This is a genomic window from Amycolatopsis regifaucium, from assembly GCF_001613935.1.
Taxonomy (GTDB): Bacteria; Actinomycetota; Actinomycetes; order Mycobacteriales; family Pseudonocardiaceae; genus Amycolatopsis; species Amycolatopsis regifaucium.
In genome coordinates, this window is sequence record NZ_LQCI01000009.1 from 215142 (window position 1) to 236057 (window position 20916).

Consider the following 20916-nt stretch of genomic DNA (forward strand, 5'->3'; position numbering starts at 1 on the left):
CCACCCCGGCCCGTTCTTCAGATCTTCGGCAGCACGCAGACGGTGTCGATCCCCAGAACGTGGTTCAGCCGCCCGAACGCCAGCCAGGAACCGATGCTCATACTCAGTTCCACGATTTCCCGCTGGCTGTAATGCTCGCCCATCCGCTGCCAGAACTCGTCGTCGATGCCGTGGTGGTCGAGCGCGTACCGTTCGGCGTACTCGGCGGCCAGCCGGGTGCGCTCGTCGAACGCCTCGGTGGTGCGCCACTCGGTGACCGCGTCGGCGAACTCCTCCTCGACCTTCACCCCGTCCCGTTCAGTCCGCCAGTCCAGGCAGAAGACACAGCCGTTGATCTGCGCGATCCGCAGCCGGGCGGCCTCGAACTCCCTGAGCCCCAGCGTGGTGTGCGCATAGACCGCGAGCGAGAAGTTCGACGCCGCGGCACCGATACCGGGCACCAGCTCACCCCAGACGTAGCCGATCGGGTCCTTGCCCTCGGGAATGTCGATGTTCAACGCGCGCTCCTTCCGAGCTTGCCGATGGCCGGTCGCAATGGGACGTCGAGGGCGTCGTAGAGCCCCGGTTCGGCGTCCACGAGCCAGTCGATGGCGCCGACCAGCCTGCCGACCGCGGTCGCGTTGCCGCCGGCGGACCGGTTCTCCCCCTCGTCGGTGGCCTCGACCGAGACCTCGATCCTCGGGCGGCCTTCGATGATCACCCGGTGCGCCCCGTCGCCGCTGGGCGGCTTCGGCCAGTCCGGCGCGCATGACGCGTGGATCCGGGTCACGTGCTCGATGACGATCCGAGGCTCGCCGTCCACGATGCCCTGTACCTCGAACCGGACCGCGCCCTGCGTGCCCGCCTCGAACTCGCCCATCGCCCGCGTGGTCACGGTCTCCTCGAGCGGACGCCGGTCCAGCGTCTCGCGGATCTCGTCGAGGTCGACGCCGAGTCCGCGGGCGATCAGCCGCACCTGCCCACCCCACACCATCGTCGGGACCGACGGCGCCAGCATCGGCGGCTGGTAGTCCATCGGCTGCCCCATGCCGACCAGGTAGCGGACCGAATCCGGCTGGTCGTAGGTGGAGTAGTCGAAGATCTCCTGGCAGCGGACGGCGTCCACGGTGGTGCCGAGCCCGCTGATCAGCAGCGGCAGGATGTCGTTGCCCCAGCCGGGATCGACGCCGGAGACGAACAGCGAACCACCGCCGTCCGCGATCGCCGCGAGCACGGGTTCACGCAGTTCTTCGGGTGCGTTGCGGTGGTCGTACAACGCGTAGAGCGCGGGCGTCACCACCACGGCCCCCACGCGGACAGCGCGGACGATGTCGGCGAGCGCGTCGGCGGGCCGGATGTCACCGGACGCCGCGTACACCACCGCTCGCGGGCCCGCCGCCAAAATCGCTTCGACGTCATCGGTCGCCGCCACACCCAGGTCACCGTCGACACCGGCGAGCGCGGCCGCGTCGCGGCCGACCTTCGCGGGATCGTGCACGAGCACCCCCGCGAGTTCCAACGCCGGATGCGCGTCGACGGCCCGGATGGCGGCGCGGCCGATGTTGCCTGTACCCCAGACAACCGTGGGAATCATGAGGTCGAGGTTAGCCTCGGCCTCATTCCCCAGGGCAACGAAAGCGTTCCGGTACGCGGAACGGACGTCGTTTCCTTCGGTCATCGGGATGGGCGTTCGGCCGTTTGCCCGCTCGCCGGGCGACAATCGGGTTGAGGGCCGTCGGCGGCGATGTGTAGTGTGCGCTCTCGTGACGAGCCCCGAGTCGGACAGAACCTCGCCGCCGGTCATCCGGCGGCGAGTCGTCGTGTCCGGCCGTTAGGCGCCGGCTCCTCGCTTCCCGGTGACCGGAGCGCTGTTCCGTGCGCCCGGCCTGGTTTTCCTGTCCCGCGCACGGCTTCTCCTGCTCACCTTCGTCTCGGGAGTGGTCCGTTGCCCCTGTTCGTCTATGTCCTCGGCCTTGCCGTCTTCGCGCAAGGCACCTCCGAATTCATGGTTTCCGGTCTCGTTCCGGGGATCGCCGGTGACCTGTCGGTCCCGGTGGGCGCGGCCGCCGCCCTGACGTCGGCTTACGCCGTCGGAATGATCGTCGGCGCGCCCGCCATGGCCGTACTCAGCGCACGCTGGCCTCGACGGCGGGCGCTGGCCGGTTTCCTGACCGCCTTCGTGGTGGTGCACGTCGTCGGCGCGCTCACGACAAGTTTTCCGGTGCTGTTCGGCACCAGGGTCGTCGCGGCCGTCGTCAACGCCGGATTTCTCGCCGTCGCCATGCCCGTCGCGGCCGCCTTGGCACCGAAGGGAAAGCAAGCGCGGGCGACCGCGGTCCTGCTCGCGGGTGTGACCCTGTCGTGTGTCGCCGGTGTGCCTGCCGGATCCGTGCTGGGTGAGCTCGCGGGCTGGCGCTCGGCGTTCTGGGCGGTCGCCGGGTTGTGCCTGCCCGCGCTGGTGCTGGTGTTCCGTTCGGCGCCCGCCGACGCGGCTGGTCCCCCCGAGATCTCGATCAGGCGCGAAGCACGCGAGCTGAAAGCACGGCCGGTGCGGCGGGCGATGACGCTCGCGGCCTTGGTCAACGGCGCGACCTTTGCGACGTTCGCGTTCCTCGCGGTGATCGCGACGGACGTCGCGCACCTGCCCGCCGGAGCGGTTTCCGGGTTGCTGGCCGCGTTCGGTGTCGGCGCGTTCATCGGGGTCTCCGTGGCGGGCCGCACGGGTGACGGTGAGCTGCGGCGCGGTCTGCTGTGGGCGTTGTGCGGATTGCCGGTCGGGTGGGCGGTGCTGGCGGTGACCAGTGCCCACCCGGTCGTCCTGTTCGTGCTGACGACCGTCCAAGGTGGACTGTCGTTCGGCTGCGGGTCGGCACTCGTGGCCAGGGTCATGCACGTGGCACCCGGCGCACCGACCCTCGGCGGCTCCTTCGCCACGGTCGCGCTCAACGTGGGCGCGTTCCTGGGACCGGTGCTCGCCGGTTTCGTCACCGAAGCGACAGAGGAGTACCGCCACGCCATCTGGATCAGTGCGGCGATCGCCACCGTGGCGATCGTTCCGGCTCTGTCGGCTCGGCGGGTGAAGCTGCCTGACTAGCGCCAAGGGCCTGTCCGGCGGCCGGCGTCGGACAGGCCCTTCGTTCAGCGCTTGAGTGTGAAGGTGAAGTCGCCGGAGAGTCTGCCGCTCAACCGGGCCGACGAAACAAGGTTCCCTTCGACGATCAGCCTCTCGACCTCCGCTCGCGAAAGAGCGCACCCTTCGGCGATCAACCGCACCGGCCGGACCGGGATCCGCGCCCCGAAGCGCACCGACACGTCGATCACCTCGCGGTCCAGGTGATTCGATCCGCCGGTGTCGAGACGCCAGGCGTTGTCCCAATCTAGGGCGATGCGGTTGCGCCGCCGCACGACCGGATCCTGAAGCAGTTCCGCCGTCAGGCCGGCGTCGTTGTCATGCAGGCGGTCCAGCAGCTCAGGTCGTACGGTGCGCACGTTCGCCCGCTCCAGGACCGTGAGCTTCGCGGTGTCCCCGCAAGCGGTGCAGAGCACCAGAAGCCAGACGTCGATGAGCTTGCGATTCGCGTTGACCCGGAATTTGCCGCTCGCCCGGAAACGCTCGGAGGCGCACACGTGGCAACGGCGGTGGACGAGAGGAACGGCGGTGGACGAGAGGAAGGCAGGTGGGCACGACAGCCCAGTTTTCGAGCATGGCAAGTACACCCGGTTTCAGTGAGAAGTCCGCAGCGAAAAGGAGCGCGGCGCGGAGACGCGACGCGCGACGAACCAGCGCTCGGGAGGTCTCACAGGGTGTACAACGGCACGTCCTTCGCCTGGACGACTTGGTTGCGCGGACAGTAACGGCGCACAGCCTCGCCGCTCCAGCGATTTTCGAGCGTGCGGGCCGGTCTAGTCGCTCCGGAGCCGCGCGTGCAGATGGACATCGTGCCAGCCGTCGGCGTGCAACATCGAGGAGCGCAAAGTCCCTTCGAGGCCGTATCCGGCCTTGCCCGCGACGCGGCACGAGGCGAGGTTCTCGGTGGAATGCAGGAGGAACAACCGGTTCAGGCGAACGGTTCCGAACGCCCACCCTGTCAACGCCGCGACCGCGCCGCCCGCGATCCCGGCGCCGCGTGCCGACGGGAGAACCCAATAGGACAACTGCGCCGAGGCCTCGAAGAGCGAGACAGTGCGGAGGCCGACTTGCCCGACTGCCCGGTCTTCGCGGGCGTCGACCACCGCCCAGCTCGCATCCGTCTCCTCTGCCCAGCGCTGTGCCCAGCCCGCGATCCAGGTGCGCGCCTCGTCCGCTCCATCGACACGGCGGACATGCCAGCGCTGGATGGCGGGGCAGGCGAAGGCGGCTTCGACGGCCTCCGCGTCGTCAACGCACCAGGGTCGCAGCACGAACCTGTCGTCGACGATCAGACACGGCTGCTTGGCGGTCCGGAAGGTACCGGCCGGCAGGACGGGCTCGATGAGCAGAGGCACGCGACCATCATCGCGCACCGGTGCCCGTCCGCCTGAGTACCATCGGCCGGACCATGGAGATGATCATCGTTCCGGCCGGCGAAGTGACCCTTTCGGACCGGCGGACGCAGCGCAAGTGGACGGTCGACGTCGCGTCCTTCCGGCTCGCGCCGGTACCGGTCACCCAGGAGTCGTACACGGGCGAGGCAGGCAAACTCCCCGCCACCGGTGTCTCGTGGCTGGACGCCGTCCGGTTCTGCAACAACCTGTCCGAACGCGAGGGCCTCACCCCGGCGTACGACCTGGATTCCCTGTCCTGGGACCCGTCCGCGGACGGTTATCGGCTGCCGTCGGAGGCGGAATGGGAGCACGCCTGCCGCGCCGGCACGACCGGGGCGCGCTACGGCCCGCTCGACGAAATCGCCTGGTATCGCGGGAACTCGGCGGAGTCGATGCACGACGTCGGCGGGAAGGCGCCCAACGCGTGGGGCCTGTACGACATGCTCGGCAACGTCTGGGAATGGTGCTGGGACATCTACGACGCCGAGGTGTACGGCGAGTACCGGGTTCTCCGGGGCGGCGGCTGGTTCGACGAACAATGGAGCTGCCGCGCGTCGGTGCGGCGCCGCAGCCACCCGACATTCCGCGTCGACGACGTCGGTTTCCGCCTCGCCCGGACACGGTGACCCCGGCGGCGACACACGGCGATCACACGATTGAATGACGCCACGGACACCCGGCCGGGGTGTCGGACCCTGGAGGCAGCCGTGACCGCACCCCGAGACGTCGAACGTGTCTATTCCACCGCCGACGTCGTCGCCAAACTGCGCCGGCTCGCCGACGCGCTGGAGTCCGAGACCTCGTTCCGCATCCAGATCGCCGGCGAACGGTTCCGCGTCCCCGCCCGCGCCCAGTTCTCGGTCGAGCACGAGCGTGGCGACGGCGAGGAAGAGGTCGAGTTTCAGCTGAAGTGGAAGATCGAAGACGCCGAAGGTGACGAGGACGCTGAAGGTACCGTCGTGTGAGCGAGGTCTGAGGGGGCATCGCTGCTACTCGTGGGTGGAGGGCCGTGAAGGCTAGTCGGTGTTCACGGCGACGAGTTCCATCCAGAAGTCGGGCGCGTACTTGGCGATCTTCGAGAACTCCATCTTGCCGGCGGGGCAGGCCCGTTCCGATGTGTCGACGACGCCGTTGCTCCAGTGCACGATCGCCCATACGCACCGGCCGTCCTTCATATGGTCGGTCACCCAGATCTCCAGGTAGTCGCCGCATTCGCGGTACCAGATCGACCCGGCGGTGTCGTCGCGGTGGTCACGGACGTCGGTGCTGCGCTGCGGGCAGGGCCCGAGCGCGTCGGCGGGGTTCGGCCGTCCGACGTTGACCCGCAGGTCGGGCTCGTAGGTGAGGATCGTCCACGGCCACACTCCGGCGACGGCGGTCGCGACCAGCACACCCGTGACCGCGCCGATCAGGAGCAGGAGAATCCGGTGCCCGAAGGCCGAACGACGCGACACCGCCGTGGGCTCCCGGACGGGATCACCGAAAGCGAGTTCCGTCGCCGACATCGGCCCGCCGCTGGGGCGCGCGGTGGATCGACTGGCTGGTGCCATGGCTGGTCACCTCGCCACTGTGGTTCCTGACGGCCCAACAGATCCAGACCGAGGCGACCAAGCACGGCTTCACCTTGGCGGGCAAGGGACTCTTCAAGGCCGTGTTCGGCGAATGGGGCGGCCTCGGGGACGCCGCCGGTGACGAGGCCGCCGATCTCTGGAGCGACGTCGTCCTGCTGATCGCCCTGACCTTGACCGTTCAGGTCCTGCTGATCCTGGTGTACGAAGTGCTCCTCGTGCGCGCCTGGGGACGCACGCTGGGCAAGGCGGCCTTCACGCTGACGGTGCGCCGCGCCGACGGCGGACGGCTCACGCTCGGCCAGATCTGCGCCCGCTCCGCGCTCACCGTCCTCGTGCCGGGAATCGGCTGGGTACTGCTGATCGCCGCTATCCTCCAGTTCAGTGTGCTGCTCGGACTCGCCGGGACGGCGCTCCTGATCTTCTCGGCCGTGGAATGCGGTCTCCTGCGGATGTCACCGGACGGCAAGACCAGTTGGCACGACCGGAAGACCGGTTCGGTCGTGGTGTCCAAGACCTGGACGGAACAACTACGACAGGCGCGGGAGTTCCAGCAGCGGGCCTTGGACGGCGGGATGACCTTCGCCCGGCAAGCCTGGGAGGCACCACAGGTCCAGCAGCTCTCCCAGCAGGCTCAGGCGACCTTCCAGCAGATGCGCGAGCGCGGACGCCAGGCGATACGGCGCGACGACGAGCAGAACCGGGGGCCGTGAGGTCAGACGATGCCGCCGTTGGCCCGGAGGACCTGACCGTTCACCCAGCGGGCCGGGCCGGCGAGGAACGAGACGACCTCGGCGATGTCGGACGGCTCGCCGAGGCGTTCGAGCGGCGGCTGGGCAGCCATGCGCGCGATGGTCTCCTCGTCCTTGCCGTCGAGGAAGAGCGCCGTGGCCGTCGGGCCGGGGGCGACCGCGTTCACGGTGATGTCGCGGCCACGCAGTTCACGGGCGAGGACCAGGGTGATCGCCTCGACCGCACCCTTGGTGGCCGCGTAGGCGGCATATCCCGGCAGGGCCAGGCCGAGTACCGAAGTGGAGAAGTTGATGATCGCGCCGCCGTCGCGGACGCGGCGGGCGGCCTGCTGGTCGACCACGAAAGTGCCTCGGATGTTGGTGCGGTGCAGCCGGTCCAACCGGTCGAGGTCCAGTTCGGCCACCGGCGCGAGGTACATGGCTCCGGCCGCGTGGACCACGACGTCGATGCCGCCGAAGGTCTTCTCCGCGGCGTCGAACATCGCCGCGACGGCGTTCTCGTCGGCGACGTCGGCCTGCGCCGCGATCGCCTGGCCGCCTTCGGCGGTGATCGCGGCGACCGCCGCTCCCGCCTCGTACTTGTTGCCGCCGTAGCCGACGACGACCGCGAATCCATCGGACGCGAGCCGCTCGGCGGCCTCCCGGCCGATGCCCCGCGACCCGCCGGTGACGATCGCTACGCGTGCCATGTGGTGCTCCTATCAGCTATTTCCTTTGATAACACTTTCACAGTATCACTGATATCGAACCAGTGCTACCATGCAGGTGTTATCGTTGATTCGTGACTTTGACGACGAGAGACCGCTTGGTCCGCGCGGCGGCCGAGCTTCTGCTGGAAGGCGGGCGCGACGCGCTGTCGACGCGCGCCGTCAGCGCCGCCGCCGGAGTGCAGGCCCCGACGCTCTACCGGCTCTTCGGTGACAAGGACGGGCTGCTCGACGCGGTCGCCACGTACGGCTTCGAGAGCTACCTCGCCGGGAAGCACGCCCTCGGTGAGACCGAGGATCCGATCGATGACCTGCGGCGCGGCTGGGACCTGCACGTCGAGTTCGGCCTCTCCCAGCCCGCGTTCTACCTACTCATGTACGGCGAGCCCCGGGTCCGTGAAGCACGCAAGGAAGCGGACGCGATCCTTCGCCGCATCGTCGGACGCATCGCCGAGGCCGGCCGCTTACGCGTGCCGGTCGAGCGGGCCGCCCAACTGGTGCACGCGACCGGGATGGGGGTGATCCTCTCGCTCATCGCGAGCCCGGCCGAGCGACGCGACCTCGGGCTGATCACCGCCGCCCGAGAACACGTCATCGCGACCATCACCACCGACACCGCCGCCGCTGACGATTCCGACGTCCCCTCCCGCGCGATCGCGCTCAAGGCCGCGCTGGAAAAGGACCCCGGCGACGCGCTGACCCCGGCCGAGCGCGCGTTGCTCGCCGAATGGCTCGACCGCGTCGCGCGGTGAACTACCGGCCGACCGTCCTCGCGGCCGCGACCGCCTGCCCGGCATAGGACCGTCCGAAGAGGACGGTGTGCACGAGCAGCGGGAACAGCTGGTGGGCCTCGGTCCGCTCGGTCCAGCCATCGGCGAGCGGCGCGATCTCCTGATAGGCGGCGAGCACGCGGTCCAGCAGCGGGCACCCGAACAGCCGCAGCATGGCCAGATCGGTCTCGCGATGACCGCCGTGCGCGGCGGGGTCGATGAGCGAAGCCTCGACGGCGCCCCACAGCACATTGCCGTTCCACAGATCGCCGTGCAGGCGGGCGGGCGGTTCCGCCGGTCCGGCCACCGCCGGAAGCCGCGCACAAGCCCGCTCGATCACCGCGGCCTCGTCGCCGTCCAACGTGCCCTCGTCGACCGCTCGGCGGACATACGGCAGGACCCGGTACTCGGCGTACCACCGCGGCCAGTCCTCCCCCGGCGCGTTCTCCATCCTGGCCAGTCCGATCCACGCGTCGACCGGCCCACCAGGCGGCGGCGAACCGAACCGGGGAGCGCCGGACGCGTGCAACGCCGCCAGTCCCCGCCCCAGCCGCTCCGCCGCGCGATGCGTCGGACGTCCTCCACCGACCAGTTCGGTCACCAGCCATTCGTCGTCGTGGCCGCGGACCTCGGGCACCCGGACCGCGCCCGCCTCACCCAGCCACCGCAGTCCCGCGGCCTCCGCGAGCGCCGCGCCGGGGGCATGGCCACGTTTGACGACGACGGTGTCACCACTGTCCAGTACGACCGCGGTCACCGCGCCCGCCAGTCGGTGCTGCTCGGCAACGGCTCGTCCGGTGATTCTTGTCGCCGCCTGGGCAGGTGTCGAAACCCGGGTCATGCCCGCAATCTACCGGCGACGAACAACCCGGTCGGTTTCCCGATCTCGGTCGGCGTGCATCCGCTCAACGCCCGGAACTCCCGGGTCAGATGCGCTTGATCGCTGTAGCCGCCCAGGTACGCGATCTCCGCCCACGACAGGGACGGCTCCCGGTTCAGCAGCGCCATCGTCCGGTTGAGCCGGGCGATCCGCCCGACCGTCTTGGGATTCAGCCCGATCTGCTCGCGGAACCGGGCGTTGAGGTGCTGGCGGCTCCAGCCGATCTCGTCCGCGAGCGCGTCGACGCGCACCTGCCCCGCCGACAGCCGCTCCCAGGCGTACCGGACGGGCGCGGACAACGCCGGGCCACGAGCCAGCCTCGCCACCAGGTACTCGTCCAGCAGCCGGAACCGCTCCGGCCAGTCCGCCGTCTCCGCGAGCCGTTCGGTCAGCGATCCGGGCGGCATCACCTCGGCCGCGGCGACCACCGAATTCGTCAACTCCCGCAACGGAATCCCGAACAACGCGGCCGCGCCGAGCGGGCTCAGCGCGACGGAGATGCCACGCGAGACCCCGGCCTGCTCCACGACCAGCGGCCGGTCCCGCAATCCCAGCACGGGCGAATCCGGGATCTCGCCGCCCGCCTCCGAACGGCGGACGGGGGCTTCGAAGTCGATCACCCAGGTGAGCACGGACAACGGGGTGACCTGCCAGGAATTCGGCCCAGTGCCGGGTAGGTCGTGCGCGACATAACTGGAGACATGGGCGGCGATGGCGGGGTGAGGCAGGTGGAGAAGGCGCTCCCCCGGCGCGCGATGGATCTCCCGCCGCGGCACCACGAGGCTCCAGCCACCCATCACGCCATCTTACTTTCGTTCAAGACCGGCAACGGGGCTCCCACCTAGCGTTCTTCTCATGACGAAAATCGGGGGATTCAGAAATCCGGCCGTCGAAAAACGCTATTACGCCGCCTATGACCGGGCCATCGCCGAGTGCCCGGAACCGGACGCGGTGCTCGACGTCGAGACGCCGCACGGCACCACCCGGGTCTATCGCTACGGCGGTGACGGCCCGCCGATCGCCCTCCTGCCTGGTCTCATGGCGACGTCGGCCTGCTATGCGGCGTTGATTCCCTCGCTGGCCGAACGGCATCGGATCTACGCGATCGACACGCTCGGCGAGGCGGGCCGAAGCGTGCAGGTCCGGCCGTTCAAGGACATCCGGGACCGCGCGATCGCTCTCGACGACGTCTTCGCAAGCCTGGGGCTGACCTCGGTGCACCTCGTCGGCGGTTCGACCGGTGGCTGGCACGCGGTGAACCAGGCGATCCACGCCCCCGGACGGCTCGCGTCCCTCGGGCTGCTCGACGCGACCACTGTCTCGGCCCCCTTCACCCGGAAGGTGTTCTGGTACGGCGCGGTCGCCGCGATCCTCGACAACGATCGGCTGTGGCGCGGCTTCCTGAAGTGGTCGGCGGGGGCGGACGTCCTCGATCAACCCGCGGCTCAGCTCGTCCTCGCCGGGATCAGGTCCTACCGGGCGCGAGTGCCCTTTCAAACCTGCCCGGCCGAGGAGGCACTCCGGTCGGTCAAGCTGCCGGTGTTCGCCTTGTTCGGCGCACGCAGCGTCGTGCACGACTCCATCGTGGCGGCCGGACGACTCAAGGACCTGGTCCCCCACGCCGACGTCGAGGTCCTGCCCGACGCCGGGCACTACCTCTATCTACGGCCGGAGGATCGTGCCCTGATCGTCGAACGAATCCTCCGGTCGGCCCCCGAGTAGCTTCTTCAGGCCGCGCTTTGACGCGAAGCGGTCACCGAGCGCCCGCGCGCCGCCGCCAGGCTGGCCCGGCAAGCGGCGATCAGCCGGGTCGACGCGGCGCTCTCGCCCCGGCCACAGCGGGGGCAGGACATCGTGACCGCACCGGACAGCTCGTCGACGGAAACGGTCAGCGCGGTCGCGCAGGAGCGGCACCAGCGGTGCCGGGTGACCGGGTTGACGTGCAGTGGGGAGGCGACGCACTGGTGGATCCAGCGGCCGTGCACGTGGCAGGTCAGGCGATCGTCCGGAGCCAGGCGGCCGACGTCTTCCGCGTCGTCCTCCATCGCCAGCAGAACCGGCAGGGCGCGGCTCACCGGGTTCGGCCGCGGGTTCAAGGCCAGTGTCGTGGTGTTCATCGCTTTCTCCTTCCGGCTCTTATCAAGACGTCGAACGAGGGGCGCCAGATACGACACGGCCGGGCGACCGTTCTCGAAGACGCGTATACCTCCCCCGGCCGGGTGAATTGATCTTGGTCGACCGCAAACTGTTACCCCGTCCGGGAATGACGCGTATCTTTCGGATCATGCCGACCGCACTCATCCCACTGTCCACAGCAGACAGTCGCGGCGCGCGCTACCTGCTGCTCCCGCCCGCGGGCGGCACGCTCCGCGCGTTCGGCCCGCTCGCCGGGCAGGCCCGGGCGGATGTTTGGGGCGTGGAATATCCCGGGCATGGGGATCAACTCGCAGAGGCTCCCGCAACGTCCCTCGAAGACCTCGGCGCGCAGTTGGCGCAGGAGGTGACGCGCGACTGGTTCTCCCGCACCGTCGTGATCGGTTTCGGAATGGGCGCCTTCGTCGCCTTGGAAACGGCTCAGCGTCTCGGCGTCGCCCCCGGCGCGTTCATCGTCGCGGACGCGTGTGCCCCGCAACGTCGCTCGCCGGACATGCACGCCAAGACGGCCGCTTCGGCCATGGGGCGGGTGTTCGGCCGCACCGGGCTCACCCCGGTCGCGGGCTACCGCGATGCGCCGGAACGCTGGGAATACGCGCTGGACCTGCTGCTCGGCGACCTCCAGTTGCTCAACGCCTACCGCGGGCCGGCGCGGACCCGGCTTTCGTGCCCGATCGCGGCGATGCGAGGCATCGACGATCCCGCGTTCGCTTCGGGTGACGACGCCACGGGCGGCTGGCGGGTGTGGACGTCCGGTCCGTTCGTGGGCCGCGTCGTCCCCGGCGGGCATCTCGGGGTGCTCGAAACCGGCAGGGAGGCCGAGTTCTGGGCTCGGATCCATCGACTGGAAGCGGCCTTCCTCGACGTCGAGCCGGAAGTCGCCTGATCCGGTCCACCACGCCGTGAAGGCCTCCTTTCCTACTCTGACGGTAGGAAAGGAGGCCTTCACGGACTTGTCACCCGCCGCGTCTCAGCGCGCCCCGGTGAGGTGTTCGAGCGCCAGCTGGGACAGGCGGACGAAGCCGTAACCGCGTTCCGCGGCCTTGTCCGGATCGAAGTCCTCGAACGCCGACCGGTCGGCCAGCAGGTCCGCGGCCGTTTCGCCCTCGTTGAGCGTCGGCGTCGCCAGTTCCGGGACGAGGGCGTCCGCCAGCGCGGCCTGCACCTCGGGGTCGGCGCGGAAGGCGCGGGCGCGTTCGGCGAACAGCAGATAGCTGGCCATGTTGGCCTCGGCGCTCGCCCAGACCCCGTCCATGTTCTCCGTGCGCAGCGGCTTGTAGTCGAAGTGACGCGGCCCGTCGTAGCCGCCGTGCTCCAGCAGGTCGACGAGGAAGAACGACGACAGGACGTCACCGTGGCCGAAGACGAGGTCCTGATCGAACCGCGGGCCGCGCTGGCCGTTGAGGTCGATGTGGAACAGTTTGCCCTGCCACAGCGCCTGGCCGATGCCGTGGACAATGTTGAGCCCGGCCATCTGCTCGTGCCCGACCTCCGGATTCACGCCGACGATCTCGTGATTCTGCAGTGTCGAGATGAACGCCAGCGCGTGGCCGACGGTCGGCAGCAGGATGTCGCCGCGCGGCTCGTTCGGCTTCGGCTCCAGCGCGAGCCTGAGCCCGTAACCCTGGTCGATGACGTACTGCGCGAGGAAGTCGATGCCTTCGCGGTAGCGGTCCATCGCCGCGCGGACGTCCTTCGCGGCGTCGGTCTCGCTGCCTTCGCGACCGCCCCAGAGCACGAACGTCGACGCGCCGAGTTCGGCGGCGAGGTCGAGGTTCCGCAGCACCTTCCGCAGGGCGTAGCGGCGGACGTCACGATCGTTGCTGGTCAGGCCGCCGTCCTTGAAGACGGGGTGGCTGAACAGGTTCGTGGTCACCATCGGGACGACGAGGCCGGTTTCGGCGAGCGCGGCCTGGAACCGCTTCAGGTGCCGGGAGCGCTCCGCGTCGCCCGAGCCGAACGGGATGAGGTCGTCGTCGTGGAAAGTGATCCCCCAGGCACCCAGGTCGGACAGCCGGTGCACGGCCTCGACCGGGTCGAGTGGGCCGCGCGTGGCCGAACCGAACATGTCGTTCGCCTGCCAGCCCACGGTCCACAGCCCGAAGCTGAACTTGTCCTCACGCGTCGGAGCCTGGGTCATCTCGCCTCCACCAATTAGTTTGATGCCTGAACTTATCGACGCGCACCCCGGCGGGTCAAGGCTTTCGTTCAGGCATCGAACGAATACAATCGCGCGATGATCGGCACGCGCCCCGCGGGACAGCACACTGTGCGGCAGCACAACGCCGCCCTCGTCCTCGGCGCGATCGCCGACGGCCCGGGGGCCTCACGGGCGGGCCTCTCCGCCACCACCGGACTCACGAAGGCCACGGTGTCGAGCGTGGTCGACCGCCTGATCGCCGCGGATCTCGTGGCCGAAGGCGAACCGGAGCGACGCGTCGGCCCAGGGCGGCGCGGCACCGTCGTCTCCCTGTCCCCCACCGGGCCGCACGGGCTCGGAATCGAGATCGGCGTCGACTACCTGGCGTCCTGCCTGGTCGACTTGACCGGCACCGTCCGGGCGGAGGAGGTCCGGTACGCCGACAACCGGACTCCGCGGGTTTTCCAACGTGTGTCGGCGTTTCTGCGTAAGGCACGCGAGCAGGCGGAGGTGCTCGGCGTACCTGTCGGAGGCGTCGGCATCGCGGTGCCGGGAGTGGTCGAGTCCGCCGGCGGGCTCGTGCGTCTCGCCCCCAACCTGGGCTGGCGCGACGTCGACCTCGCGGATCGGCTCGGCGAGACCTTCACCGTCGCCAACGAAGCCAACTTCGCCGCACTCGCCGAACTCTGGCACGGCACGGCGTTGCCGGATTTCGTCCACGTGTCCGGCGAGATCGGGATCGGCGCGGGCATCGTGCTCGATCGTGCCCTGTTCGAGGGGGTGCGCGGCGCGGGTGGCGAGATCGGCCATCTCCCGGTGGCTCCCGACGGTCCGCCGTGCTCCTGCGGCGCGAACGGTTGCCTGGAACGGATGGCCGGACAGGAGGAGATCCTGCGGCTCGCGGGCGCGGAGACGGTCGACGACCTGATCTCCGCGCTGGAGTCCGGAGACGACGCGGCCGGCGCCGCCGTCACCACCGCCGCGGGACATCTCGGCATCGGACTGTCCACCGTGGTCAACCTGATGGACGTCCCGGCGGTGGTGCTAGGCGGAACCTACGCGCGACTCGAGCCTTGGCTGCGTGAGCCACTCCTCGCCGAATTGAAACGCCGCGTGCCCAGCACGGCTTGGTCGCCGGTGCGCGTCATCCGTTCGGCGCTCGGCACGGGAGCCGCCGTACGCGGCGCGGCCGGCTCGGTCATCCGCGGCATCCTCGCGGATCCCGAGCACTATCTCACGACTCATTGGCCATCTGATCAGGACGCTCGGGCCCGGTGAGCCCGGGCAGCAACGGCTCGATCGCCCGCGCCCGCTGCTCGATGTCGGGACGCTCAGCTCGACGCGCGTAGGCGATGAGGGCTTCGCGGTCCTCGCGCGGAAGCCAGCCTTGCTCGCAGCCCGTTTCCAGTCGCACGAGGTGCTGCACCAGCTCGGCAGACTCACCGAAGTCCCGCATCCGGCGCGTCAGCAGTTCCGCCGCGGCGAGGTAGCCGTTGTTCCACGCGTGGACCGCCAGCAGCTGCGCCGTCGCCGCGAGGATGTCGCCGAGGTGGAACCCGCCCTCCGCGGCGAGATGTCCGGCGAGCCGGAAACTGCGTCTGCCCTCGCCGACGGGCCCCTCCTCGCGAATCGCCTGGAGCAACGCCCCGACCTGCCGCGTCAGGTAGTCCTGCCCCGCGCTCTCCACCGTCATCGCATCCCTCCACCCGGTCGCCGCGATCGTAGGGAGGTGTCAATGGGGTTGGCGCCGGATACATCGAATGCCGAACCGTTATCACCCGAATGGGCCCGAAGCGGCGAGCGCCGGTGCCCCGCAGAACGCATTTAGAGGACTAAATGCGCGGCGCCAAGCCGGGCTGCTCTTCGAAGATCAGCCAGGTTCGGGTGGACCGGACGCCGTCCAGTGCCTGAAGCCGTTCCAGGACGACGTCCCGCAGTGACGCGTTGTCCGGCGTCCGCACCAGCAGCAGGATGTCGAAGTCGCCTCCGACCAGCGACACGTGCTCGACGTACGGGATCTCCCGCAACTCCGCCGACATCGTGCGCCACGACGTCTGCTCGACGGTGATCAGGATGTACGCGCTCGTCCCGAGCCCGGCCCGCCGCGGGTCGATCTTCGCGCCGAAGCCGGTGATCACGCCTTCGGACATCAGCCGCTCGAGTCTCGCGTAGGCGTTGGTGCGCGAGATGTGCAGCCGTTCCGCCAGGGCGCGGACGGCGAGCCTGCCGTCGGCGGACAGTACGGCGAGGATGGCGCGGTCGATGTCATCGAGGGCAAGGACCGTTCGTCCCGGATCCGGCCCGTGAGCCACGCCACTCGTGGACGCTTGGCTCGACTGAACCGATCCTGTGGACAGTTTGTCGCTCATTTCGCCTGCCTCTTGAACACGGGGACACCAGAAACCACGATCTCAGCATCATATGTCTGTGAAAGGTGGTGTTGCGCCATGTCGCGGGAGGCCCCTGCCCCCGCGTTGCTGCCGTCCGAAGTCCCGGTACGTTTCCTCGCCGAGGACGGCACACGCGTCGACGAGCACAGTGGCTACTCGGAGCCGCCCGCCGATCGGCTTGTCGAGGCCTATCGGCTGATGGTGCTCGGGCGCCGGTTCGACGTACAGGCGACCGCGCTGACCAAGCAGGGCCGTCTCGCGGTCTACCCGTCCAGCGCCGGTCAGGAGGCCTGCCAGGTCGCGAGCGCGCTCGCCCTCTCCGACGCCGACTGGCTCTTCCCCACCTACCGCGATTCGGTCGCGTTGGTCGCCCGCGGGCTCGACCCGGGCGAGGTCCTGACGCTGCTTCGCGGTGACGCGCACTGCGGCTACGACCCCACCGCGACCCGGGTCGCGCCGCAGTGCACGCCATTGGCCACCCAGACCCTGCACGCGGCCGGGCTCGCGCACGCCATGCGGCGCCGTGGTGAGGACGCCGTCGCGTTCGCGCTGATCGGCGACGGCGCCACGAGCGAGGGTGACTTCCACGAGGCACTCAACTTCGCGGCCGTGTTCAAGGCCCCGGTCGTCTTCTTCGTGCAGAACAACGGCTTCGCGATCTCGGTGCCGTTCGAGAAGCAGAGCGCCGCGCCCGCGCTGGCCTACAAGGGCGTCGGCTACGGCGTCCGGTCCGAACAGGTCGACGGCAACGACGCCCTCGCGGTGCTGTCGGTGCTGGACGACGCCGTCGCGCACGCGCGTTCCGGTCGTGGGCCGGTCCTGGTCGAGGCGCACACCTATCGGATCGACGCGCACACCAACGCCGACGACGCCACCCGCTACCGCGACGCGGCCGAGGTCGAGAAGTGGCGCGCCGCCGACCCGGTCCGCCGCCTGGAGACCTACCTGACGAACGAGAACCTGCTGTCCGAAGAGGACATCGACCGGTTCCGCGCCGAAGCCGAGACCTTCGCCGCGGGAGTGCGCGACACGCTCAACGCCGACGTCGAACCGGACCCGCTTTCGTTGTTCGAGCACGTTTACGCCGAGCCGACCCGCCACCTGATCGCCCAGCGCGCCCAGGTCGCCGCCGAACTCGAAGCAGTGGAGGCCTGATGAACGAGATCTCGATGGCCCAGGCGCTCAACGCCGCCCTGCGCGACGCCGTCAAAGACGACGACCGCGTGCTCATCTTCGGTGAGGACGTCGGCCCGCTCGGCGGCGTCTTCCGCGTGACCGACGGCATCACCGCCGACTTCGGCGAGGAACGCTGCTTCGACACGCCCCTGGCCGAAGCCGGCATCGTCGGCTTCGCGGTCGGGATGGCGATGGGCGGCTTCCGCCCGGTCGTCGAAATGCAGTTCGACGCCTTCGCCTACCCCGCTTTCGAGCAGATCACCTCACATGTGGCGAAGCTGCGGAACCGTACTCGCGGCGCGCTTTCCCTGCCGATGGTCATCCGGATCCCCTACGCGGGCGGGATTGGCGGCGTCGAGCACCACTGCGATTCGAGCGAGGCCTACTACACCCACACGCCCGGCCTGCGGGTCGTCACGCCGGGCACGCCGCAGGACGCCTACGACCTCCTTCGCGACGCGATCGACTCACCGGACCCGGTGATCTTCCTCGAACCCAAATGCCGCTACTGGGCGAAGGAAGCCGTGTCCTTCACCCGCGGCAAGGCCCCGATGGACCGCGCGGTCGTCCGCCGTGCCGGCAAAGACGTCACGCTGCTCGCGTACGGCCCGATGGTCGCCACCGCGCTGGAGACCGCGGAGGCGGCGACCGCCGAGGGCTGGGACGTCGAGGTGGTCGATCTCAGGTCCCTGAACCCGTTCGACGACGAGACCGTCAGCGCTTCGGTGCGCCGCACCGGGCGCGCGGTCGTGGTCCACGAGGCCGCCGGGTTCGGCGGCTACGGCGCCGAGGTGGTCGCCCGCGTCACCGAACAGTGCTTCCACCGGTTGCACGCGCCCGTCCTGCGCGTCACCGGGCTCGACATCCCCTATCCGCCACCGAAACTGGAACGTCATCAGCTTCCGGACGTCGACCGGATCCTGGACACCATCGCCCGGCTGCAATGGCACGACGAACCGGTGGTGGCCGGTGCCTGACTTCCTGCTCCCGGACCTCGGCGAAGGGCTGACCGAGGCGTCGATCGTGAACTGGCTGGTCGCGGAGGGCGACACCGTCGGCGTCGACCAGCCCGTCGTCGAGGTCGAGACCGCGAAGGCCGCCGTCGAGGTGCCGGTACCGTTCGCCGGCGTGGTCACCCGTCTCCACGGCGAACCGGGCCAATCGCTGCCGGTCGGCGCTCCCCTGCTCAGCATCGGCCCTGGCTTCACCGAACCCGGCGTCACGACCGCGAGCGAAGGCAGCGGCAACGTCCTCATCGGCTACGGCACGACCACGACGACGAGACGCCGCCGGACGCGCACCGTCGGCGCCACTCCCGAGAAGCCGTCGAAGACGCCGGGTGTGATCTCGCCGTTCGTCCGCAAGATGGCCGCGGACCACAAAATCGACCTGACGAAGCTGACCGGCAGCGGGCCGGGTGGCATCATCCGGCGCGCCGACGTCGAGGCCGCGCTCACCGCCGTCCCCGAGCAGAGGGACGGCGAGAAACGGATCCCGCTGACCGGGGTCCGCAAGGCGGTCGCCGACAAGCTGACGGCCTCGCGGCGGCAGATCCCCGAGGCAACGGTCTGGGTCGACGTCGACGCGACCGGACTCGTCGCGGCACGGAAGTCGCTCAACGCCTCGGCGCCGGATCGTCCCGTGAGTCTTCTCGGCCTCATCGCCCGGTTCGCCGTCGCGGGGCTGCGGAAGTACCCCGAGCTGAACTCGCGCGTCGAGGGCGACGAAATCGTGCAGTTACGCGAAATCAACCTCGGTTTCGCGGCGCAAACCGAGCGCGGTCTCGTCGTGCCGGTCGTGCGCGATGCCGGTTCGCTGTCCACAAGGGAGCTTTCGGCGGCGATCCGCGAACGGACCACCCAGGCACGGGAAGGCAAACCCAGCCCGGCGGGCGGCACGTTCACGGTCAACAACTACGGCGTGTTCGGGGTGGACGGCTCCGCCGCGATCATCAATCACCCGGAGGCGGCGATCCTCGGCATCGGCCGGATCATCGACCGCGCCTGGGTGGTCGACGGCGCACTCGTTCCCAGGAAGATCTGCGAACTGACACTGGCGTTCGATCATCGGGTGTGCGATGGCGGCACGGCCGGCGGCTTCCTGCGGTTCGTCGCCGACTGCGTCGAGTCACCGGTCACCGCCCTCGGAGATCTGTAGCGACTTTCACAACTCCCGGTTGTGGGCCACCCACGAGTCGTTGTTCGACTTCCGGGCCGCGGCTTGCTTTGATCACGCGAATGGGCGGCAGGTCGCTGGGGCGACGATTCGGATGGCTTTGGGCGGCGTACGCGGCGAGCGCTTTCGGCACCAGGTTCGCGTTCGACGCGTTCAGCCTGATCGCCATCGTGGCACTGGGCGCGGGCACCACCGAGGTCTCGCTGCTGGCGGCAGCCGGTCTCGTCGTGGGCGCCTTGGTCGCGCTGCCGCTCGGCCCCTGGGTCGAGTTCCGTCGCAAACGGCCGGTCATGATCGCGATGGACCTCCTCCGCTGCGTGGCGCTGCTGACCGTCCCGGCGGCGTACACGCTGGGGCTGCTCGGCTTCGGCCAGCTTCTCGCCGTTTCGGTCGTCGTCGCGGCGGCCGACATCACGTTCCTGGCCGCCGGCGGCGCTTTCCTGAAAACGCTGCTGGCGCCCGAGGATCTGCTGGTCGCGAACGCCCGGTTCGAATCGACGACCTGGACGGCGACCGTGCTCGGCCCGCCGCTCGGCGGGTTCGCCGTCGGCCTGTTCGGGCCGGTGATCACGATCGCCGCCGACGCGGTCAGCTACCTGCTCTCGGCGCTCGGGATCCGTGCGGTCGGCGGCTCGGAACCGCCACCCGCGCGGCCGGAAGGCCACCGGTTGACCGGTCGCGATCTGCGGGAAGGGTGGCGGTTCATCCTCACCCATCCGTTGCTACGGCCCTTGTTCGTCAACACGATCGTGGTCAACGGCCTCATCATGGCGACCGCTCCGCTGATGGCCGTCCTGATGCTCGGGCAACTCGGCTTCGCGCCGTGGGAGTACGCGGTCGCCTTCGCCGTGCCCTGTCTCGGCGGGTTGATCGGGGCACGACTCTCTCGGAGCGTGGTCGCCCGGTACGGCCGGAGCCGTGTCCTCTTCGTCGCCGGTTGGCTGCGGGTCTGCTGGCCGGTCGGACTGGTCCTCATCCAGCCCGGTGTGCCGGGGATGATCCTTGTCATCGTCGTCGAACTCTGTCTGATCACCTGTATCGGTGTGTTCAACCCGGTGCTCGCCACCACCAGGCTCGAACAGGTGCCCCTCGACCGCGCGGCGCGCACACTGTCGGCCTGGTCGATCGCCGGCAAGCTCACCACCGCGGGGTTGACCGCGCTGTGGGGACTGCTCGCCGCGTTCACCGGCCCGCGCGCCGCGGTCGGGATCGCCGGGGCGCTCATGCTCGCGACGCCGCTCCTGCTCCCCCGAAACCGTCGGAGGGGTGTGCCAGTATCGGCGCATGACGATCAAGAGAGTGGTCACCGACCTCGAAACGAAGTCGCTCGAACAGACGAAAACGTTCTATGAGCGAGTGCTCGGCTTCGAAGTGGTGATGGATCACGGGTGGATCGTGACGCTGGCCGATCCGGACCGGCCCGACGTCCAGCTGAGCCTGATGACCCACGACGAGACGGCGCCCGTCGTCCCGGCCGCGTCGATCCAGGTCGACGACGTCGATGCGGCGTACGAGGAAGCGAAGGCGGCAGGCGCCGAGATCGTGCACGAACTGACCGACGAACCATGGGGGGTGCGGCGATTCTTCATGCGTGACCCCGAGGGGCACGTGATCAATGTGCTGGCCCATCGCTGAGCCCGTTTCATCAGAATTTCACGACGCTTCCCTAGCGTTCGAACACGCACCGTAATCGAACGAAAG

Annotated in this window: 25 protein-coding genes; 13 read left to right on the forward strand and 12 right to left on the reverse strand. The window is 69.5% G+C overall.

Translation table 11 applies throughout. The features are described from left to right. Nucleotides 1–17: 17 nt before the first annotated feature. Nucleotides 18–497 carry a carboxymuconolactone decarboxylase family protein gene (locus tag AVL48_RS10890; RefSeq protein ID WP_061982603.1) on the reverse strand — a complete coding sequence of 160 codons (480 nt, stop codon included), beginning with the start codon at nucleotides 495–497 and terminating at the stop codon, nucleotides 18–20. Then, nucleotides 494–1573, reverse strand: a complete 1080-nt coding sequence (locus AVL48_RS10895; RefSeq protein WP_061982674.1) for an NAD(P)H-dependent amine dehydrogenase family protein — start codon at nucleotides 1571–1573, stop codon at nucleotides 494–496. The genes AVL48_RS10890 and AVL48_RS10895 overlap by 4 nt, the downstream gene beginning before the upstream one ends. A gap of 351 nt (nucleotides 1574–1924) precedes the next feature. Between AVL48_RS10895 and AVL48_RS10900 the strand changes: the two genes are divergently transcribed. Beyond that, on the forward strand, nucleotides 1925–3073 hold the full coding sequence (locus AVL48_RS10900) for a Cmx/CmrA family chloramphenicol efflux MFS transporter (RefSeq protein WP_061982602.1): 1149 nt from the start codon (nucleotides 1925–1927) through the stop codon (nucleotides 3071–3073). Nucleotides 3074–3117: 44 nt separating this feature from the next. On the opposite strand, the gene AVL48_RS10905 is transcribed toward AVL48_RS10900, so the two are convergent. Further along, a complete protein-coding gene (locus AVL48_RS10905) occupies nucleotides 3118–3606 on the reverse strand; it encodes a DUF1062 domain-containing protein (protein ID WP_244162560.1) in 489 nt (162 codons plus the stop codon). 276 nt (nucleotides 3607–3882) lie between these two features. Continuing rightward, a complete protein-coding gene (locus AVL48_RS10910) occupies nucleotides 3883–4464 on the reverse strand; it encodes a GNAT family N-acetyltransferase (RefSeq protein ID WP_061982601.1) in 582 nt (193 codons plus the stop codon). A gap of 53 nt (nucleotides 4465–4517) precedes the next feature. Between AVL48_RS10910 and AVL48_RS10915 the strand changes: the two genes are divergently transcribed. Together AVL48_RS10915 and AVL48_RS10920 are read left to right on the forward strand one after the other, a co-directional pair. Continuing rightward, nucleotides 4518–5129, forward strand: a complete 612-nt coding sequence (locus AVL48_RS10915) for a formylglycine-generating enzyme family protein (protein ID WP_061982672.1) — start codon at nucleotides 4518–4520, stop codon at nucleotides 5127–5129. Nucleotides 5130–5210: 81 nt separating this feature from the next. Further along, nucleotides 5211–5468: an amphi-Trp domain-containing protein gene (locus AVL48_RS10920; protein WP_061982600.1), complete on the forward strand. Its 258-nt coding sequence runs from the start codon at nucleotides 5211–5213 to the stop codon at nucleotides 5466–5468. Nucleotides 5469–5519: 51 nt separating this feature from the next. On the opposite strand, the gene AVL48_RS10925 is transcribed toward AVL48_RS10920, so the two are convergent. Beyond that, the gene (locus tag AVL48_RS10925; RefSeq protein WP_244162561.1) at nucleotides 5520–6053 is read right to left on the reverse strand and encodes a hypothetical protein; all 534 of its coding nucleotides are present in this window, start codon (nucleotides 6051–6053) and stop codon (nucleotides 5520–5522) included. Between AVL48_RS10925 and AVL48_RS10930 the strand changes: the two genes are divergently transcribed. Further along, nucleotides 6047–6784, forward strand: coding sequence for an RDD family protein (locus AVL48_RS10930; RefSeq protein ID WP_061982599.1), 738 nt, complete (start codon nucleotides 6047–6049; stop codon nucleotides 6782–6784). The two genes, AVL48_RS10925 and AVL48_RS10930, sit on opposite strands and share 7 nt — an antisense overlap. 2 nt (nucleotides 6785–6786) lie before the next feature. On the opposite strand, the gene AVL48_RS10935 is transcribed toward AVL48_RS10930, so the two are convergent. Next, complete coding sequence (locus AVL48_RS10935; protein ID WP_061982598.1) at nucleotides 6787–7512, reverse strand: SDR family oxidoreductase; 726 nt, start codon at nucleotides 7510–7512, stop codon at nucleotides 6787–6789. Between the two features lie 92 nt (nucleotides 7513–7604). Between AVL48_RS10935 and AVL48_RS10940 the strand changes: the two genes are divergently transcribed. After that, on the forward strand, nucleotides 7605–8282 hold the full coding sequence (locus AVL48_RS10940; RefSeq protein WP_061982597.1) for a TetR/AcrR family transcriptional regulator: 678 nt from the start codon (nucleotides 7605–7607) through the stop codon (nucleotides 8280–8282). A 1-nt stretch (nucleotide 8283) separates the two neighbouring features. On the opposite strand, the gene AVL48_RS10945 is transcribed toward AVL48_RS10940, so the two are convergent. Next, nucleotides 8284–9141, reverse strand: coding sequence for a fructosamine kinase family protein (locus AVL48_RS10945; protein WP_061982596.1), 858 nt, complete (start codon nucleotides 9139–9141; stop codon nucleotides 8284–8286). Further along, nucleotides 9138–9977, reverse strand: coding sequence for a helix-turn-helix domain-containing protein (locus AVL48_RS10950; protein ID WP_061982595.1), 840 nt, complete (start codon nucleotides 9975–9977; stop codon nucleotides 9138–9140). The genes AVL48_RS10945 and AVL48_RS10950 overlap by 4 nt, the downstream gene beginning before the upstream one ends. 58 nt (nucleotides 9978–10035) lie before the next feature. Between AVL48_RS10950 and AVL48_RS10955 the strand changes: the two genes are divergently transcribed. Next, nucleotides 10036–10902, forward strand: coding sequence for an alpha/beta fold hydrolase (locus tag AVL48_RS10955; protein ID WP_061982594.1), 867 nt, complete (start codon nucleotides 10036–10038; stop codon nucleotides 10900–10902). A 5-nt stretch (nucleotides 10903–10907) separates the two neighbouring features. Here the strand turns inward: AVL48_RS10955 and AVL48_RS10960 are convergent, their stop codons facing one another. Further along, nucleotides 10908–11297 carry a hypothetical protein gene (locus tag AVL48_RS10960; RefSeq protein WP_061982593.1) on the reverse strand — a complete coding sequence of 130 codons (390 nt, stop codon included), beginning with the start codon at nucleotides 11295–11297 and terminating at the stop codon, nucleotides 10908–10910. Between the two features lie 167 nt (nucleotides 11298–11464). Here AVL48_RS10960 and AVL48_RS10965 point away from each other — a divergent pair, with 167 nt between their 5' ends. Continuing rightward, entirely contained in the window at nucleotides 11465–12220 is a 756-nt protein-coding gene (locus AVL48_RS10965) for a thioesterase II family protein (protein WP_061982592.1), read from the forward strand. Between the two features lie 84 nt (nucleotides 12221–12304). Here AVL48_RS10965 and xylA read toward each other — a convergent pair whose 3' ends face one another. Then, on the reverse strand, nucleotides 12305–13474 hold the full coding sequence (xylA, locus tag AVL48_RS10970) for a xylose isomerase (RefSeq protein ID WP_061982591.1): 1170 nt from the start codon (nucleotides 13472–13474) through the stop codon (nucleotides 12305–12307). Nucleotides 13475–13570: 96 nt separating this feature from the next. Here xylA and AVL48_RS10975 point away from each other — a divergent pair, with 96 nt between their 5' ends. Then, nucleotides 13571–14752 carry an ROK family transcriptional regulator gene (locus AVL48_RS10975; protein WP_061982590.1) on the forward strand — a complete coding sequence of 394 codons (1182 nt, stop codon included), beginning with the start codon at nucleotides 13571–13573 and terminating at the stop codon, nucleotides 14750–14752. On the opposite strand, the gene AVL48_RS10980 is transcribed toward AVL48_RS10975, so the two are convergent. Together AVL48_RS10980 and AVL48_RS10985 are read right to left on the reverse strand one after the other, a co-directional pair. Continuing rightward, on the reverse strand, nucleotides 14709–15167 hold the full coding sequence (locus AVL48_RS10980; protein ID WP_061982589.1) for a hypothetical protein: 459 nt from the start codon (nucleotides 15165–15167) through the stop codon (nucleotides 14709–14711). The genes AVL48_RS10975 and AVL48_RS10980 overlap by 44 nt on opposite strands. A 139-nt stretch (nucleotides 15168–15306) precedes the next feature. Beyond that, on the reverse strand, nucleotides 15307–15786 hold the full coding sequence (locus tag AVL48_RS10985; protein WP_061982588.1) for an Lrp/AsnC family transcriptional regulator: 480 nt from the start codon (nucleotides 15784–15786) through the stop codon (nucleotides 15307–15309). 135 nt (nucleotides 15787–15921) lie between these two features. On the opposite strand from AVL48_RS10985, the gene pdhA reads away from it, so the two are divergent. From pdhA to AVL48_RS39515, 5 genes are all read left to right on the forward strand, one after another. Continuing rightward, a complete protein-coding gene (gene pdhA / locus AVL48_RS10990; protein ID WP_061982587.1) occupies nucleotides 15922–17019 on the forward strand; it encodes a pyruvate dehydrogenase (acetyl-transferring) E1 component subunit alpha in 1098 nt (365 codons plus the stop codon). After that, the gene (locus tag AVL48_RS10995) at nucleotides 17019–18017 is read left to right on the forward strand and encodes an alpha-ketoacid dehydrogenase subunit beta (RefSeq protein WP_061982586.1); all 999 of its coding nucleotides are present in this window, start codon (nucleotides 17019–17021) and stop codon (nucleotides 18015–18017) included. The genes pdhA and AVL48_RS10995 overlap by 1 nt, the downstream gene beginning before the upstream one ends. Further along, nucleotides 18010–19197 carry a dihydrolipoamide acetyltransferase family protein gene (locus AVL48_RS11000; RefSeq protein WP_061982585.1) on the forward strand — a complete coding sequence of 396 codons (1188 nt, stop codon included), beginning with the start codon at nucleotides 18010–18012 and terminating at the stop codon, nucleotides 19195–19197. The genes AVL48_RS10995 and AVL48_RS11000 overlap by 8 nt, the downstream gene beginning before the upstream one ends. An 80-nt stretch (nucleotides 19198–19277) precedes the next feature. Beyond that, nucleotides 19278–20567, forward strand: coding sequence for an MFS transporter (locus tag AVL48_RS11005; protein ID WP_082857611.1), 1290 nt, complete (start codon nucleotides 19278–19280; stop codon nucleotides 20565–20567). Next, entirely contained in the window at nucleotides 20500–20850 is a 351-nt protein-coding gene (locus AVL48_RS39515; RefSeq protein ID WP_061982584.1) for a VOC family protein, read from the forward strand. Before AVL48_RS11005 ends, AVL48_RS39515 begins: the two co-directional genes overlap by 68 nt. Nucleotides 20851–20916 lie beyond the last annotated feature (66 nt).